Origin of the sequence: Streptomyces sp. NPDC002054, assembly GCF_040296685.1 — a bacterium.
Taxonomy (GTDB): domain Bacteria; phylum Actinomycetota; class Actinomycetes; order Streptomycetales; family Streptomycetaceae; genus Streptomyces.
In genome coordinates this window covers 1-16,746 of record NZ_JBEOXT010000019.1, presented here as the reverse complement: position 1 = coordinate 16,746, position 16,746 = coordinate 1, and the positions used below count along the sequence as shown (strand labels likewise).

General features: G+C 70.7%; 11 protein-coding genes and 1 pseudogene. 7 read left to right on the top strand and 5 right to left on the bottom strand.

Annotated elements, in window-relative coordinates; translation table 11 throughout:
• Nucleotides 1–60 precede the first annotated feature (60 nt).
• Nucleotides 61–1,008, top strand: coding sequence for a DUF2218 domain-containing protein (locus tag ABT123_RS19360; RefSeq protein ID WP_351315810.1), 948 nt, complete (start codon nt 61–63; stop codon nt 1,006–1,008).
• A 200-nt stretch (nt 1,009–1,208) separates the two neighbouring features.
• Entirely contained in the window at nt 1,209–1,802 is a 594-nt protein-coding gene (locus tag ABT123_RS19355; protein WP_351315807.1) for an ankyrin repeat domain-containing protein, read from the top strand.
• Nucleotides 1,803–1,988: 186 nt separating this feature from the next.
• Here ABT123_RS19355 and ABT123_RS19350 read toward each other — a convergent pair whose 3' ends face one another.
• On the bottom strand, nt 1,989–2,165 hold the full coding sequence (locus tag ABT123_RS19350; RefSeq protein ID WP_351315804.1) for a hypothetical protein: 177 nt from the start codon (nt 2,163–2,165) through the stop codon (nt 1,989–1,991).
• 251 nt (nt 2,166–2,416) lie between these two features.
• Nucleotides 2,417–3,673, bottom strand: a complete 1,257-nt coding sequence (locus tag ABT123_RS19345; RefSeq protein ID WP_351315801.1) for an MFS transporter — start codon at nt 3,671–3,673, stop codon at nt 2,417–2,419.
• A 422-nt stretch (nt 3,674–4,095) separates the two neighbouring features.
• Between ABT123_RS19345 and ABT123_RS36745 the strand changes: the two genes are divergently transcribed.
• From ABT123_RS36745 to ABT123_RS19325, 5 genes are all read left to right on the top strand, one after another.
• Complete coding sequence (locus ABT123_RS36745; protein WP_502970990.1) at nt 4,096–4,500, top strand: three-helix bundle dimerization domain-containing protein; 405 nt, start codon at nt 4,096–4,098, stop codon at nt 4,498–4,500.
• Between the two features lie 5 nt (nt 4,501–4,505).
• Nucleotides 4,506–5,495 carry a polyphosphate kinase 2 family protein gene (locus ABT123_RS19340; RefSeq protein WP_351315798.1) on the top strand — a complete coding sequence of 330 codons (990 nt, stop codon included), beginning with the start codon at nt 4,506–4,508 and terminating at the stop codon, nt 5,493–5,495.
• A gap of 64 nt (nt 5,496–5,559) precedes the next feature.
• The gene (locus ABT123_RS19335) at nt 5,560–8,289 is read left to right on the top strand and encodes a cation-translocating P-type ATPase (RefSeq protein ID WP_351315795.1); all 2,730 of its coding nucleotides are present in this window, start codon (nt 5,560–5,562) and stop codon (nt 8,287–8,289) included.
• A gap of 85 nt (nt 8,290–8,374) precedes the next feature.
• Complete coding sequence (locus ABT123_RS36740; protein WP_502970989.1) at nt 8,375–8,698, top strand: transposase; 324 nt, start codon at nt 8,375–8,377, stop codon at nt 8,696–8,698.
• A 311-nt stretch (nt 8,699–9,009) separates the two neighbouring features.
• Nucleotides 9,010–10,584: an alpha/beta hydrolase gene (locus tag ABT123_RS19325; protein WP_351315792.1), complete on the top strand. Its 1,575-nt coding sequence runs from the start codon at nt 9,010–9,012 to the stop codon at nt 10,582–10,584.
• Here ABT123_RS19325 and ABT123_RS19320 read toward each other — a convergent pair.
• The 3 genes and pseudogenes from ABT123_RS19320 to ABT123_RS19310 form a co-directional block, all read right to left on the bottom strand.
• Nucleotides 10,475–15,154 (bottom strand): CHAT domain-containing protein, encoded by a 4,680-nt coding sequence (locus tag ABT123_RS19320; RefSeq protein WP_351315789.1) that lies wholly within the window; start codon nt 15,152–15,154, stop codon nt 10,475–10,477. The two genes, ABT123_RS19325 and ABT123_RS19320, sit on opposite strands and share 110 nt — an antisense overlap.
• Before the next feature lie 684 nt (nt 15,155–15,838).
• Entirely contained in the window at nt 15,839–16,057 is a 219-nt protein-coding gene (locus ABT123_RS19315; RefSeq protein WP_351315786.1) for a hypothetical protein, read from the bottom strand.
• Nucleotides 16,058–16,303: 246 nt separating this feature from the next.
• A pseudogene (locus ABT123_RS19310) lies at nt 16,304–16,648 on the bottom strand (transposase); the annotation flags it as partial.
• Nucleotides 16,649–16,746 lie beyond the last annotated feature (98 nt).

The following is a 16,746-nucleotide window of genomic DNA, read 5'->3' as shown; positions in this document are numbered from 1 at the left end:
CCCCACCGAGGAAGTGGCGAGGATTCTCGTCACTTAGTCCGGGAGACCCCAAGGAGTCCAATGCCCCTCGCCACAGCCTGTGTTGCCACCGCCCGCCCCGCCCGCTACGTCAAGCAGCTCGTCTCGCACATGGGCCACAAAGCTGCCGCCGCCCTCACGCCCGACGGCCGTGGCACGATCACGGTCGCCTCCGGGACCTGCACCCTCACTCCCACGACCGACCGGCTGGAGTTGACTGCCACCGCGGTCGACACCGAGTCGCTGACCCGGGTCCAGGACGTCATCACCCGTCACCTGGTCCGCTTCGCCACCCAGGAGGAGCTCGCCGTCGAGTGGACCTCCCCGATCGACGGCGGCGAGCTTGAGCCCACCGCCCCCGTCGTCAGCACATACCTGCTCAGCCACCACACACCGGCCGACGACATCCTCGGGGAGCTGGCCGTCGCCACCCGTGAGGCCGCCGCCGACGCTGCGCCCATGCAGGTCTCTTCCGACGAGGGCGCGCTGCTCACGATGCTGACCCGGCTGACCGCCGCCCGTTTCGCGGTCGAGGTCGGCGTCTTCACCGGCTACTCGACCCTCTGCATCGCCCGCGGCCTGGCTGACGGCGGCCGGCTGCTCGCCTGCGACGTCAGCGAGGAGTGGGCCGCGATCGGACGACCGTACTGGGAGCGTGCGGGCGTCGCCGACCGGATCGACCTGCGCATCGCCCCCGCGTTGGAGACGCTGCGCGCACTCGACGCCGAGCCGGTCATCGACCTCGCGTTCATCGACGCCGACAAGGCCAACTACCCGGCGTACTACGAGGAGATCGTGCGCCGGCTGCGCCCCGGCGGGCTGGTGGTGCTCGACAACGTCTTCCTCGGCGGCAGCGTCCTCGACCCTGCGTACCAGCAGGAGCGCCACCTGGCGATGCGGCGGCTGAATGACCTGATCGCGGCCGATGAGCGGGTGGACTCGGTGATGCTGCCGGTGCGTGACGGGGTGACCATCGCCCGGCGCCGCTGACACGCGGCCCGCCCGCGACCGCCCGGCCCTACGGCGACCCGAGCCGGCCGACGGCCCCCACCGGCGCCAGGCCCTCGGAAGGGCTGGAGGGTTCTTCCACTTGCTGATCTGAACGAGTCGCTGTTCGTACGTCAGCTGTCGTGCTGTGAACCCTCCCTGATCCCAGTCCGCCTGCCATTGGGACCAGGCATGATCAGCGTATGGACATGGCGAATCAGCTGACGCGGGCCGCCGAGGACGGCGATGCGGCTGCGGTGGCACGGCTGCTGGATGCGGGTGCCGAGGTGGACGCCCGGAACACGGGCGGGTGTACCGCGCTGGAGCTCGCGGTAGAGGCGGGACAGGTCGAGATCGTGCGCCTCCTCCTTGCCGCGGGGGCGGATCCGCACCAACAGACAGGTGAGTACAACGAGCTGACGCCGCTGCTTCAGGCGGTGACGCGGGGGCACACCGCACTGGTGGGTGCCCTGCTCGATGCTGGGGCCCCCAGCTGTGCCCAGGGCAAGATGGGCTGGCTGCCGCTGGTGGTGGTGCCGGACGGAGACCAGGGCCGCGAGATCGTGGACCTGCTCCTGGACCGAGGGGCGGACGTCAACGGCTTGATGAAGGACTGGACACCTCTCGAGTGGGCGGCCGCTCGCGGACAGGCGCAGATGGTGCGCCAACTGCTCGCCCGAGGTGCGACGTCAACGGCGGAGGCCCTGAACAAGGCATATGCGCGTGGGAATGGGTCTCCGGAGGGCAGGGCGAAGTACGCGCCCGTCATCAATGCCTTGCGCGCCCGCAGATCTTGATGCCGCTGGACCGGGTAGGGGAGCGGTGGGCTTTGTGGTCGCGGAAGCCGCAGCCTGGGCCGCGTACGATGCTCGACCCCAGCGGAGGCCTGGCGGGCGTGCCCGGGCCCCGGACCGCGAAAGGCACGGTGGGCGAGCGGGAGCGGGCAGCGGCTGCCGACACTCGCGGTGCCGACTTGGCGGCCTTCAGGAGAAGAACGTGACCAGAGCAAGCCATATGAGCAGCGCCATGACAGCGGCAAGGGCGGCGCAGGAACCGCCGATGAGCTTCACCGCCCCGATCTCCTCCCGCGGAGGCGGGGGCAGGGGGATGGTGTAGCCGGGCGGTGGCGGCGGGCCGGGCGGCGGAACCTGGACGGACATGTGACCCCTTGAATGCAGGCGCGAATCCGATAACAGCAGGCGTGGATAAGGGCGTTGGCGACGGCAAGGTCGCCAACGGGAGCGAACTGGCCAACGCCGCCGCTCCTACGTCAGGGCTGAAGCTTTGCACCAGCGACTGGGCCCCGCCAGTGACGGCAAGGCGGGCCTCTCGGCCTACGGCAAGGGCCTACGGGTCGATGACGTGGGCGCCCATATGGTAAGCCACGGAACCGGCGCGCGTACCCGACTGATCACCTACACCCCGAAGGGGTACCGGCACCGCCTGGCTGTGGCCGGGTCCGCATGCCCCAGCGGGCAAGAGATGGGCCGGCAGCGCCCAGCGCCGCGAAGAACACCGCCAGTAGCAGCCAGCCCGCCGTGCCGAGGCCGAGCACCACCGTGGTGAGGATCGCGGGGGCAAGAGCCTGGCCCGCGCTGAAGCCGAGGCCGAGGAGACCTTGGTACTGACCCTGGGCATGGTCGGGGGCGAGACCGAAGCCCAGGGCGAAAGCCGCCGAGGACTCCCAGACCTCTGCCAGGCTATGGACGAAGATCGCTGCCAGGACCAGTCCCGCTGCCGCCCAGACCGGGGTGTACGCCGCCAGCGCCATCATCGGGCAGCTGACGAGGAAGAGCAGCCCCGCGGTGCGAAACGCCCTGCCGCCGTCGTGCGGGGTTTCGATACGGGAGCCGATCCTGGTCTGCATCAGTACGCAGAAGGCGGCATTGACGGCGAACAGTGCGGCCACCGTCCAGCGCGGCGCTTCGGTGTGTTCGGAGATCCAGATGGGCAGGAGCAGGGAGACCACCGGGTATTGCAGTCCCATGGCCCCGTAAAGGGCGGTGAACGTCAGGAACGGGCGGTCCGCGAAAGCGAGCCAGCGGTGCTGCTGCGGCGGTGCTGCCAGCACCGGATAGCGGGGCAGCAGGAGCAGAAGCACCGCGCACAGGGCGAAGCTCGCCGCGTTGCCGAGGATCAGCGTGACATAGGCGCCACGGGTGTCCGCGGCCAGCGCCAGCCCGGCACCCACCGTTCCGAGAATGACGCCCAGGTTGACGAAGGTGCGCAACTTCGCCCGGAACAGGGCCGGGCGGTCGCCCCCGACCCGGACCACCAGAGCGCCCCAGGCCGCACCACCGGCAGCCGCGGCGATCTGGTCGACCGTCGCGATGATCGCGAGCGCGGCCCAGCTCTCGACGAGGACGAGGGCCGCCATCGACATCGCCTGGACCGTGAGGGCCAGCATCATGATCGTGCGCGCCCCGCGCCGGTCGGCGAGATGTCCTCCGGGTATCCCCGCGCACAGGCCGATCACTCCGGCGATGGTGAGCGCGGCGCCGACCTGCACTGCGGGCAGGCCCACGATCAAGGTGAAATAGAGCGCCGACGCCGCGTTGAACAGACCGTTGCCGACCCGGTTGACGAAACTGGCGGCGATCAGCACGCGCTCGGGCCTGCTGTCCCCCACCATGCGGCCTATTCGGCCTGCCGGGCTGCTCTTGATCATGGGCGGCAGGCTAGCAGTGGTCGCAGAACCCGCCGCAGTTGTACCAAGATCGCGTGCACTGATTGCGACGCGGGCCCCGACGACGAGCGTTCCAGGATTTTCGCCGTCCGAACCCAGATCCCGCCCCACTGCGCCGCCCCCTTCCACCCGCCTCCGTGATCGGCATTCGGGCTGGACGGGGAGAGGCGCCGTCGTACACCGGGCACGCCCATCCGCGCAGCGGCCCGGCGGGCCTCGATCAGCGGCCCGACCGCGGTGCCGACGCACGCTTCCCTCTGCGGCTTCCCGCCCCGGCCTCAGGGGGCGATCTTGTCCAGGCGAGCAGACAATGAGCGCGAGGGATCCTGTCGCGGCCGTGGCGGGATGTGTGGTTCTGCGGTCTGGAGGTCGTGGGACATGGGGTACGTGGGGTACTTGCGGCCATGACGGTCGAAGAGCAGACTGCTCACGCTCGTGCATGCCTCCCCGACGTGGGCTTGAACCGCCACCCCGGGCCGGTGAAGCGCACCGATCCCGCAGCGCCTCCGACCGTCCCGCCGCCCGGCTCGCCCGGCTCGCAGGACGAACTGGTGTCCATCCGGAACATCGTGGCGCGGCTGAGGGCTGCTTACCCCTCGGTCGACGCGGTCACCGTCGAGGCGACGGTCAGGACCGCTTACGACTCGTTCCACCAGGCCAGAGTCAGAACCTACGTCCCGATCCTGGTCGAACGCCGGTCCCACAGGGTGCTCCGTGCCTCATGCCGCACCACTCCCGGCCAGGCAGTCGACCGTAGAGCGGCGGCCCCCGAGACGCGCCGCGCTCACCCCGGACCAGAGAAGGACTGATCGTGATGTCGGACGAGAGGGCCGAACGCATCGCGGATTTCATCGGGCCACTACGGGTGAAACCGGGGTCGAAGGTGCGCCTGGAGCGGGACTTCGATCCTCGCTACAAGGCAGGTCTGAAGAAGCGGGAGGGCATCGAGCTGCTGCGGACCGGGGTGTCGCTGCTGGCCGAGTACCAGGAGCGACTGGCCGCCCAGGACACCTACGGCGTCCTGCTGTGTCTCCAGGCACTTGACGCCGGTGGCAAGGACGGAACGATCCGCCACGTCATGAGCGGCGTCAATCCCCAGGGCGTACGGGTCAGCAGCTTCAAGGTGCCCTCCGCGGAGGAACTCGACCACGACTACCTGTGGCGCTACGCCCGGCGCCTGCCCAGACGCGGCGAGATCGCCATCTTCAACCGCTCGCACTACGAGGAGGTTCTCGTCGTGCGCGTCCACCCCGAGAACCTGGTCCGGCAGAAGCTGCCGGACGGCACACACGGGCCGGGCATCTGGCAGCGGCGCTACCAGGAGATCAACCACTGGGAGCGCTATCTCACGGACAACGGGTTCAAGGTGGTGAAGATCTTCCTGAACCTGTCCAAGGAGGAGCAGCGCACCCGTTTCCTGAAGCGGATCGACCTGCCGGAGAAGAACTGGAAGTTCTCTGCGGCCGATGTCCGGGAGCGGCGCCGGTGGGACGACTACCAGCACGCGTTCTCCGAGATGATGTCGGCCACGAGTACGAAGTGGGCGCCCTGGTACGTCGTGCCGGCGGACCGGAAGTGGTTCGGGCGGATCTGCGCGGCGGCCATCCTCGCGCACACCCTGATGGACATCGATCCTCAGTTCCCCGACGTCGGAGAAGAGGCACGGAAGGACCTGCTCGCCACCAAACGGGACCTGGAGCAGGAGGCCCCTGCCGGGGCACCGGCCGATCCGTACGCCGACCGGCATTCGCCGGCTGCGCGGGCCACTGGGCGGAGAGACCGGCCGAAGAAGAAGCGCGGCTAGGGCCTGACGACCGCGACCGCGACCGGCCCGGACGCATCCGCGGCCACGGATCGGAGGCAGAACGATGACGGTGCGTTCGAATTCCGTGGGAGAACAGCCTCCGTCTTCGGGCGACGGCTGGTACGCACACGCTCCCGAGGAGGTTGCAGCGGCGTTCGGTGTCGATCCGGCAGTCGGTCTCTCCGCGGCACGGGCCGCGGAGCTGCTGACCGCGCACGGCCCGAACTCGCTGCCCAAAGAGAAGCGGCCTCCGGCCTGGCGCCGGTTCCTCAAGCAGTACCGCAGTTACATGCAGATCGTCCTCGTGGCCGCGGCGCTCGTCTCGCTGCTCATCCAGGAATGGACCACCGCGATCCTGCTGATCGTCCTGACCCTGCTGAACGCGGTCGTGGGCCTGCGCCAGGAGGGCAAGGCCGAGAGCGCGATGAACGCGCTGAAGTCGATGATGAAGGCGACGGCACGGGTACGCAGGGACGGCACGGAGGCCGAGATCCCCGCCGAACAGCTGGTCCTCGGCGACATCGTGCTCATCGCCGCCGGGGACCAGGTGGCGGCGGACGGGCGCATCATCGAGGCCAGCGCCCTACAGATCGACGAGTCGGCGCTCACCGGCGAGAGCGTTCCCGCCTCGAAGGACGCCGGCACGCTTGCGGCCCCGGCGTCGGCGCCCGGCGACCGGACGAACATGGCCTTCATGAACACCCCCGTCACCCACGGCAGCGGCGTGCTCGTCGTCACCGCGACCGGCGCCGGAACCGAAGTCGGCAAGATCTCCGGGATGCTGGCGGCCACCGAGAAGGAAGTACCGCCGCTCACCAAGGAGCTCGACACCCTGACGCTGTGGATCACAGGGGCGGCGGCCCTGACCATGATCGTGATGTTCGCCCTGGGGCGGCAACGGGACCAGGCTTGGGACGTGTTGTTCGTCAGTGCGGTCTCGCTCGCCATCGCCGCCGTCCCCGAGGCCCTGCCGACGGTGACCCAGGCGATCCTGTCCGTCGGCAGCCTCAACCTGGCGAAGCGGAACGCCATCGTCAAGGAACTGCCGTCGGTCGAGACCCTGGCGTTCACCTCGGCGATCAACTCGGACAAGACCGGCACCCTGACGATGAACCAGATGACCGCAGTCGAAGTCGTGAGTCCCACCGACCGGTACACCGTCTCGGGCACGGGATACCGGCTCGACGGGAAGATCCACCATGCTGCGGGGGCGTCGGGCTCCGCCGCGCGCATCGAGGACGCGATCCTGCCGTACGTGGTGGCGTGCGACGCGAGGCTGGTGGACGGCGAGGTGGTGGGCGATCCCACCGAGGGCGCGCTGCTGGTGCTCGCGCACAAGGCCGGGCTGGACATCGACGCCACCCGGGAGGACCTTCCCCGGCTCGCCACGCTGCCGTTCGACCCGGAGTACAAGTTGATGGCCACCTTCAACTCGGCGGTCGACGCCTCCGGACGGCAGGTCGTCCGGTGCTTCGTCAAAGGCGCGGTCCCGGCGGTGGTGGCGCGGGCCGCCACCGCGCTCGCGGCGGGCGAGACGATCCCGTGGGACGCCGAACTGGTCGCGCGCGCCGAGGCACAGACCCAGCGGATGGGCGGTGAGGGGCACCGGGTGATGGCCGCGGCCACTCGTGACCTCGACCTCGACGACTTCGATCCGGACGGCGATCTGCTCGCGTACGTCACCGAGCTGCGGGTGACCAGTCTCGTCGGCATGGTCGATCCGCCCCGCGAGGACGCGAAGGCCGCCGTGGCCGGCGCGCAGGCAGGGCACATCCGGGTCCGCATGGTGACCGGTGACGACGTCACCACCGGCGCGGCGATCGCCCGGCAGCTCGGCATCCCCGGCGAGGCGGTCCTCGGCGCGGATTTCGCTGCCATGAGCGAGGACGAGCAACTCGCCCGCATCGACGGCATCGGTGTGGTGGGGCGCGTCGCGCCGGAGCACAAAGTGCTGCTCGCCGACACGCTCAAGAAGAAGGGCGATGTCGTGGCGATGACCGGGGACGGCGTCAACGACGCGCCCGCCATCAAGGCCGCCGACATCGGTATCGCCATGGGCAGCGGCACGGACGTGGCGAAGAACGCCGGACGCATGATCCTCTCCGACGACCGCTTCGCCACCATCGTCTACGCCGTGGAGCAGGGCAGGAGAATCTACGACAACCTCACCAAGTACATCCGATTCGTACTGCTCCTGCTGGTCACCTTCGTGCTGACCTTTCTCGGGGCCACCGTCTTCAACATCGCCGCCGGTGAGCCTTTCACCCCGCCACAGGTGCTGTGGATCCACTTCGTGGTCAACGCCTCGTTCGGCTTCGCGCTCGGCTTCGACCGGGAGAGCCCCGGGCTCATGCGCCGCAGGCCGCGTCCGCGGGGGGAGTCGGTGCTCACCAGGCCCGTACTGGTCACGGTCGGCCTGTCCGGCCTGGCGATCACCGTCATCCTGCTCGGACTGATCACGCTCGGCCAGGCCCACTCCGACAGCGTCGAGACCGGTCAGTCGATCGCGTTCACCGCCTTCGCGCTCTGTCTGATCGTGGCCGCGTTCGAGTGCCGCAGCGAAACGGATTCGGTGCTGACGACGTCCACCTTCGACAGCAGGCAGATGAACTGGGTGGCACTGGCCCAGTTCGTGCTCGCGGTAGCGGTGACCCAGCTGGACGGCTTCCGCCGCATCCTCGGAACGACCGAGATCAACGCCCGGCAGTTCGGCTGGGCGCTGCTGGCCGCCCTCGCACTCCTGCTCCTGTGGGAACTGGGCAAGTACCTGGCCCGTCGCTCAAGAGCCACCTGATGCGTCGGCACTTCACGGCCCGGTAGTCCCAGGGTCGGCTTGAGCCGCTGCTGCCGCGGGGAATCAAGCCGGGCCGGCCGCAGGTATGGACGCGGCGGCAGCTGATCGACGGCATACGGTGGCGGACCCGGACCGGTGCCCGTGGCGTGATGTGCCGGAACGCTACGGGCCGTGGGACCGGGTCCACGACCTGTTCCGACGCTGGCAGCGAGACGGAACCTGGGCGAGGATCCCCACCTGGCTCCAGGCCGAGGCGGACGCGAAGGGCCTGATCAGCAGGGCTGCCGCCGGGAGCCAAGCGGTACCGGACGAACTAGTCAGGGGCCTCGCGGGAAGGGGCCAGAGCGGACCGTTCAACCAAACTGCACAACCCCAGGTCAGGAGCGTGGCGACTGCTCACTTTCACTGACCGGCAACATCACAGTCCTTGCCCAGCTCGGCGTGGAGTGGGCACGGCAGACCGTGGAGGCCGGCTGACAAGCGCATCAGCTCCCGGGGAACCCAGCGCACCGATATCCACCAGGAGTCCATTGCGGAAGCGCCCCAGCGCATCAGGGCGGCCCCGGAACAGCACTGGCCGGGGTGCCGCCGGCGGCGGGTCCGGGCCCTCGGCTCGCGTGGGCCGGTAAACCGAGGTTTCGTGGTTGCAGGGACTCTCGTCGTGTCACGGCCGCGGCTGCGCGGTCGGCAGGACCCCGACGCAACGGAGGAGGGCCGACCATGCCCCTGTCCGGACCGGCAGGTGGCCGCCGCCACCGCGCGGCGGCGCTCGTCGCCGCGGCGGTCTGCTCGACCGTACTCAGCTGCCCCGGATCCGGCGCCGCCCAGGACACGCCGTCGCCCTCGGCAGGCACAGGCATCCCCCGACTGGACTGGCGCCCCTGCACGCCCGGCAGCCCGTACGACTGCGCCACCGCCCGCGTCCCCCTCGACCACTCCGCCCCCGCCGGCCGCACCATCGACCTGGCCGTGATCCGCAGGAAGGCGACCGACGGCGCGCACCGCATCGGAACCCTCTTCGTGAACCCCGGCGGGCCCGGCGGACCCGGGACGGTGCAGGTCCCGCAGAACTACGGCTCCTTCCCGAAAGAGCTGCGGGAGCGGTTCGACATCATCAGCTGGGACCCTCGCGGCATCGGCAACAGCACAGCGGTGAACTGCTTCGACAGCACCGACGCAGCCCAGGCGTGGGGGCGCTCCAAGCCGGCCGGCTTCCCGGTGGGGGAGAAGGAGCGCACCGCCTGGACAGACGCCTACGACGACCTCGGCCGGCGCTGCGAGAAGCGCGACGCCGACCTCCTGCGCCATGTGTCGACCGCCGACACCGCCCGGGACCTCGACCTGCTCCGGCAGGCCGTGGGCGAATCACGGCTCAACTACTTCGGTGTCTCCTACGGCACGATCCTCGGCGCCACCTACGCCAACCTGTTCCCCGGCAAGGTCCGCGCCATGGTCCTGGACAGCAACATCGCGCCCTCCGCGTGGACGAACGGCGGCCGGGCGGACGCCCGGACCCCCACCTTCCTGCGCATGGGCTCCGACCGCAGCGCCGCCGCCACCCTGGACCGGTTCCTCGACCTGTGCGGGTCCGCCACCACGGGCCGCTGCGCCTTCTCGGCCGGCAGCCCGGAGGCGACCCGCGCAAAGTTCGACCAGCTGATGCAGCGCCTCAGGGTCCACCCGGTGGACATGTGGACGTACGCCAGGACGGTGGCCGACACGGTCAACGGCCTCTACATCGTCGACCCGGGCTGGGCGGACCTCGCCCGCCGCCTCCAGGACCTGTGGGAGGGCCGGGTCCCGAAGCCGGCCGCGGTCCCGCCCCCGCCGCCCGTCGCCAACCCCGATCCGTACCTCGGCGATGAACAGGCGACGGCCGTGTGGTGCGGCGACAGCCCCAACCCCCGCGATCCCGCCGCCTACCAGGCTCTGGAGGAGAACAGCGCCAAACGGGCGGGTGACGCAAGCCGCTTCTGGACCTGGGCCGGAGAGCCGTGCGCCACCTGGCCGGCCCGGGCCGCCGACGGGTACGCCGGACCGTGGAACAAGCCCACCGCGCACCCCGTCCTCGTGGTCGGCACCAGGTACGACCCCTCCACCTCTTACCCGGACTCCCAAGCCATGGCGAAGGAACTGGCCAACGCCCGCCTGCTCACCCACGACGGGTACGGCCACACCGCCCTGTTCAACAACGCCAGCAGCTGCGTGAAGACATACGAGAGCCGCTACTTCGTCGACGGCACACTGCCACCGCCCGGGACCACCTGCCGCCCGGACAAACAGCCCTTCTCCTGACCGTTCTGAACCCGGACCGCCGCACGAGCCCATCACCCACGCAGGGCACGCACGGGATGGGCAGCCCTGACTGCGCTCGCTCCTCCGCGGAACGAGGCACAGGACGAAGTCGCCGAGCGGATCGGCCGACTGGGCGGGCGCGCGCTGAGAATCGGGCAGCTGGACTTCCAGGACGACTTCGGTCCGGACGTCGCCTCGGCCCACCTGAGCGCCCGCGCCGAGGACGGCACGACGCACGACGAGCGACTGGGCCTGACCCGTACCGACGGGCGCTGGTACATCGCCATGGGATAGCACCCCTCGCCCGGCACGACACCGGCGGAAACGACACGCCCCTAGCGTCCACCGCCCGCGGCACTCTTCTCAGGCCACGGGCGGTGAATCCCAGTACGGGCGTGTCCCTGGCCGCCGTGAGCTCCGGCACGGCGAGCATGGCGGCCACACCGTGGAAGCGGGTGACGGCCAGCGTCCGCGCGTCCGCCCCTCGCAGCCGTCTCAGCTCCAGCACTTCCTCGTTGAGTGCCGTCACCCGGTCCCACCGCTTGAGCCGGCTGGCGGCTACGACGCCCTGGTCCAGGAGCGCCTCCCGGATGTTCCAGCCCATCAGTCCCTCGGGTACGGGTTCCGTCACCGCCTCGGCCAGCTCGGCCCGCAGCCGGTCCACCTCGGCGAGCGCTTCCTCGTGGCGTCCCTCGGCGTTGAGCCGGGAGAGTTCCGCGCCGCGCGCCGCGATGCGCTCCCAGCGCCCGCCACCGCCACCGCCCTCCGTGCCGGCCACATCGTCCACATCGTCCTCGTGGTCCTCTGCCGCCCCGTCGTGGGAGCCGTCCCCCTGGACCAGGCGGGCGGAGGTCAGCTGGCCCATCCCGACCAGCAGGGCGGCGAGCTCACCCACCAGGCCCTCCCGCACCGGCGATCCGAACCGGTCGCGGGTCTCCTCCAGCAGGGTCCGCAGCCTGATCTCGGCTGCCCGGGTCCTGGCCAGCCTCAGACACCGGGCGAAGGACAGCACCACGCTCTCCTCGTACGGCCCGCCCCGAGCCCGCGTGGTCAGATCGTCCAGCAGCGGCAGGAGGAACGCGGAAGTGGCCGTCGAGGGGTCCCGCGCCATCAGAGATTCCGCGATGTTCCCGGCGAGGGCCAGTTCACCGAAGTCGATCACCCTCGGCAGGACGAAGCGGCAGGCAAGCACCACCTGCGCGCTCGCCTCGGCACCCGACTCGTCCTCCTCCACGGCCTGTTGCAGCAGCCCCAGCCAGTAGGCCAGCAGTCCGGCGGTGGCCGCCTGCCGGGTGTGCTCGTCGACGGCCGCCAGCACGGTCTGGGCAACCAGCGGATGCATGTGCAGAGCGCCCGGATCGCCTTCGTCGTCGTAGGAGACCTCGATCAGTCCGAGCCGCGACGGCGGGCCCAGCAGGATCTCCCCGAGCCGCCTCCAGCCCTTCGCGTCCCCCGGGCCGGGAGCGGACTCGAACGCGCCGAAGTAGACCCGGGCCCGCCGCTCGTCCTCAGCCATCATCGCGACCAGGGCGAGCGGCAGTTTCAGCGCGTTCAACCCGCGGCCCACCAGGCCGGACACCCAGTCCCGCAGCACCTCCACCCGGTCCTGTGCCGTGGTCCCGGCGTCGAGGTCCCCGCGCCTGAGGAGGTCGGCGAGCACGGCGGCGTCCCGGCCCCGGGCACGCAGCCGTGCCTCGGCCGCGTCCAGGCGCGCGGACAGCACCTCCGGTGTCCGCGACACGGCGTCGGCCAGTCTCAGCAGCTCCGGATAGCCCTGGACCAGCGAGAGCGTCCTGACCGCCAGCGCCCGGACCTCGGGATCGCCGTCTCTGAGCAGTTCGCCGAGGCCGGGCAGCTCCCAGGCGAGCAGCGCGGATTCGTCCACGCTCAGGGCGTCCAGGGGCAGGAGCACCGTACGGGGCGGCGCGTCGACTCCGGAGCGGTCCTCGTCCCCGAAACGGTCCTCGTCCCCGGGATGGTCCTCCTCTCCGGACTCCTCCTCCGCAAGCCAGAGCGGGGTACGACGGGAGGTGAGCACCAGACGGGAGGGACCTCCGTGCCCGGTCAGCGCATCGAGCAGGGCCACCCAGCCGGGATGGGTGAGGGACCCGCCGGATCCGAGCAGGCGATCGAGGCCGTCCAGCACCGTCAGGACCCGCCGCTCACGCAGGAATCCGGTCAGCCAGTCGAGGTCGAGCGGCGCGGCACCGGGATCCGCGCTGAAGGCGAGCGGGAGGGAGGGGATCCGCCGCGCGAGATCCAGCAGGAACGCACTGCGGGCGTACTCGGGGTCGTCGTACTGGATCTGGTGCCACACCACGTGGTCGAAGGCGTCCGCGTGGCGGTGGGCCAACTCCAGCGCGGCGGTGGTCTTTCCGCTGCCCGCGATGCCGGTGAGCACTACGACGCTGCTGTCGCTGTCCGGCCGCAGAGCGGCTGACGCCTGGGCGAGCACCGCCGTCCGGCCCACGAACACCTCCGGCTCCGCAGGCAGACCGGCGTGGGGCGAGGCCGCGGGCGGGAGAGCGGGGTCGGGGAAGCTGGTGTCCGGGAAGCCGGGGTCCGGTGAGCCGGCACCGGTCGTGCTCCGTCGGTCCGTCTGATCGCCCGTCAGGCGCAGGCCCACGGCGGGCTCTCCCAGCAGGACCGGTGCCGCGAAGGCCACCGGTTCGGCCGTCCCGGCGGGGTCCGTGTCGCCAGCCGCTGCGAGTACCGCCTCACGTAGGGCTCGGGGCAGTGGGATGCCGTGGACCAGCAGGCGTTCGTACAGGCCGGTGGTCAGCGCGACGGCGTACGTGTCGTCGATCGGGTAGCGCATGGCGAGGACCGCGCAGCCCAGCGAGCGGGCCATCCGCTGGGCCAGCCCCTGCCAGGGGTCCGCGCCAGCCGACTCCCTGTCCCCGTACGGATCCTCATTCCCGTCCTCATCCTCGTCCTCCAGGCTCAGCGCGTCCTTGGCCCGATCGGTCACCGCGGCGGCGAGGGAACAGGAGGACAGCACCACGAGCCGTACCCGCCCCGTCAGCGGTGCCACCATTGCGAGCAGGTCGTCCGCCGATACCAGGTCGGCGCCGCCGTCCCCCGCCTCCAGCAGCAGACCGCCGGGGATGCCGTGGCCCGACAGGTGCACCAGGTCCCAGCCGGCATCCGCTGCGAGGGCTTCGGCCAGTCTCTCGCGTGTCACGCCGTACTGGAGTACGCGGAGGTCCGCCCGCCCTTCGGCGCCAGCGGGCGCTCCCGTGGTCAGTCGGAGCAGCAGCTGGCGTTCGCGGCGCACCAACATCGCGGACGAGCCGGCCGGGAGGCTGAATGCGGCCAGCATCCGGGGTGGCTTCGTCGGCTCTTGGGCGGCGTACCCGGGGGTCTCCTCCTCCGGCATGCTTCCGCGTGCGTCGGGGGCGGTGAACACCAGGCTCACCTGGTGGGCGGCCAGTGGGAGGCCGTTGAGCCGTGCGGCGTCGAGCGGCAGGTGCGAGAGCCGGTCGTCGTCGCCGGCCGTCCTGACCCGGACTGTGACCGGGGCGAGGGCGAGCAGTGCGGGTCCGACGGGTCCCAGCAGTTCCTGTCCCATCCAGTCGCCCAGTTCCGCCACCAGATCGGCTTCGGCTGTCTCCCGGTCGTCGGGGGCGGCCCGCCAGGCGAGCCATCCGGGCAGGTCGCGGAGGGCTTCGACGTAGCTGTCGCCCGGACCGAGCCGCACGGTGTGCTCGGCGAGCAGCCCGCCCGCGGCGTCGGTCAGACGCCAGGTCCAGGAATCGGCGGTCGAGGGCAGATCGCCGGCCACGCTCAGCTCGGCCACCGCCTCGTCCAGAACGGCGCTGCTTTCGGCATCCGCTGCCGCCTCGGCGTACGGGACGGCATCTCCAGCGGCATCCAGTACGGCGTCGGGACCCGCTCCTTCCAGAGCGGCCGGTCCGACCTCGGCGTCCCCTCCCGCTCCTTCGGGTGCGGCCTCTGCCTCGCCCGCCGCGCCCACGCCAGGCGCTCCCGTCTCCCCTGAATCCGCAGCTTCGTCGTTCGCCTTCACGGAACCGAAGTACTCGGCCTCCAGCCGGTCCCTAAGCGCGACCACCGGAGCCACGACCCTCTCGGGCTCCCGGTCCTCCACACCGGCCAGCGCGAACCGCGCCATGCGCAGCCGCGTTGCCAGGGCGTTCCGGGTCTCGCCCGGCCCGTCGGGCCGCGGTCCCGCCCACGCGGCTGCCTCCTCCCGCAGTGCCGTGCGCAGCCGCTCCACGTCGACCCCGGCAGATCCGAGGATCTCCTGCACCATGTCGTCCTCGACCGCGATCAGCCCGAGCAGCAGATGCTCTGGCTGGGACTCGGTCTGGCCGCCCTCCGCTGCCGCGGCGAAGGAGAGGGCGACGGCCGAGCCGCACCGGCTTACATAGGGGACGGTCCCGGCCGGCGGCGCCTCCGACGGTGGACGCCACTCGGCCACCAGGGCCTCGACGGACCCGGCACTCAGCCCAAGAAGGTTCAGCATCCGTGCCGCCCCGGAGCTGCCCTCCGCCAGTACGCCGATCAGCAGATGCTCGGGGGCCAATTCCGTGTGCCCGAGCCTGAGCACGGCCGCTCTGCCCTCCTCGATGCACGACTGGGCATGATCAGTGAGTCTTTCGAGCATGCGGCCCCCGCCCCATCGCCTCCACCTCGTCGGAGTGCTCCTTCCCCCGCGCGGATCCGCACAGACATCCCTCTCGGTCTTCGTGGTCCGTTTCGCAGGCCCGGCCCGTCGCGGGGGCTACCGGGGTATCACCTCAACCGTCCGGCCGGGGCGCGCCCGGCCGCTGTTGGTCTCGCGCTGGTGTCGGTCAGACTTCAGCGCCGTCGGTTGCCCGGGGCGGGTCTGGCGGTAGAGCTCGGAGAGGAGCTGGGTCTCCAGTGCCCTGGCGGGGGAGTCTCAGTCGGGGCACACGGAACTGCCGGTCGAGGCCTTCACTGGCACAGAGCAAGCCGCCCGAGCACGGGGCGTGGCCGGGCGGCTTCCTGCATTAGTCCTCACCATCCTGTCGGAGATCGTGCTGCACACCGGCAAGGAACTCCACGAGGTCACCACGGACGAGGTGCTGGAGTTCCGTGCCTGGAATATCAGCCGCGAGCCTGGGTCGCGCTGCGCGCATAGGCATCCTCGATACGGACACGAGTCTGCGCGCCGCCATCCGGCTGGGCCAGTTCACGACCGGGGAACAGGCCGCCGGCGCGAGCGACCCAGGGGCGTCGGTTGCAAGGCCGACGGCCCTGGGTCGCGTGGTCAGTAGCCGCTGCTGCCGGAGATCCGCTGGCCGTCGTACGTGCCGCCCTGGCAGTACCAGTAGCCGCTGCTGTGCTTCACCTGCTGCCCGCCGCCGTACTTGCAGTCCGCCCAGGAGACCTGGGGTGCGGCCGCCTCGGCCGCGAAGGACCCGGTGACGCTCATTCCTGCGAAGGCCAGGGTTGCGAGGGCCAGGCCGAGCAGTCGTCGAACGCGCATGGCTTGCTCCTCTCGGGGTTAGCCCGTTGGGGCTCCCAGGATGACTACGCGGCGTGTCCGTGGCACGCGCAAGTACTCCAAACGGGTGAACCCTGGGCAGCGGCAGAACGCTGCGCCCAACGTCCTCCAGCCGATCCGGGCACGACTTGGACGGCTACCACCTTCCGTTGTACCTGCCGGCCGACCATGCCAACGGCGCTGAGGCCCCGGATCCCGTCCTGCTGGTCGCCACCCTGCCTGAGTCAGGGGCATGCTGGTGTGGTGGGCGTCGAGGCGGGCGAGGTTGATCGCGGCGCCGGTGAGCTGGTGCTGGAGGTTGGTCTCTGTCAGGCCTCGGTAGCCCGATCTCCACAGGCCACAGCGCTGGACGGTTTGTGAGATGGCGCCCTCGACGCCTCTGTGTACTTTGTGCTGGTCTTTCCAGCCGTCGGGCTGCTGCTCGGCACGAACACCCGGGATGGCCTCGTGCTCTGCCCGGTGCCGCAGCATGATATCCCGCTGTCGTCCGGTGGCGGATCCGACGCACGCACGTAGGGCCGGACAGGGACCGCACTGGCTGCGGCGGAATCTCACCCGGACGACGGGGACGCCTAGCTTGATCTTTAACCTGTGCGGCGGGGCCGTGGGGTCGTCGACTTAGCCTTCTGGGACGTTGCAGTGCCCGTCTTGCGGGGTGTGTGGACGTCATG

Coding starts and splice junctions, on each gene's coding strand:
- ABT123_RS19360 (WP_351315810.1), top strand. CDS start 61: ATGCCCCTCGCCACAGCCTGTGTTGCCACCGCCCGCCCCGCCCGCTAC.
- ABT123_RS19355 (WP_351315807.1), top strand. CDS start 1,209: ATGGACATGGCGAATCAGCTGACGCGGGCCGCCGAGGACGGCGATGCG.
- ABT123_RS19350 (WP_351315804.1), bottom strand. CDS start 2,165: ATGTCCGTCCAGGTTCCGCCGCCCGGCCCGCCGCCACCGCCCGGCTAC.
- ABT123_RS19345 (WP_351315801.1), bottom strand. CDS start 3,673: ATGATCAAGAGCAGCCCGGCAGGCCGAATAGGCCGCATGGTGGGGGAC.
- ABT123_RS36745 (WP_502970990.1), top strand. CDS start 4,096: ATGACGGTCGAAGAGCAGACTGCTCACGCTCGTGCATGCCTCCCCGAC.
- ABT123_RS19340 (WP_351315798.1), top strand. CDS start 4,506: ATGTCGGACGAGAGGGCCGAACGCATCGCGGATTTCATCGGGCCACTA.
- ABT123_RS19335 (WP_351315795.1), top strand. CDS start 5,560: ATGACGGTGCGTTCGAATTCCGTGGGAGAACAGCCTCCGTCTTCGGGC.
- ABT123_RS36740 (WP_502970989.1), top strand. CDS start 8,375: ATGGACGCGGCGGCAGCTGATCGACGGCATACGGTGGCGGACCCGGAC.
- ABT123_RS19325 (WP_351315792.1), top strand. CDS start 9,010: ATGCCCCTGTCCGGACCGGCAGGTGGCCGCCGCCACCGCGCGGCGGCG.
- ABT123_RS19315 (WP_351315786.1), bottom strand. CDS start 16,057: ATGCGCGTTCGACGACTGCTCGGCCTGGCCCTCGCAACCCTGGCCTTC.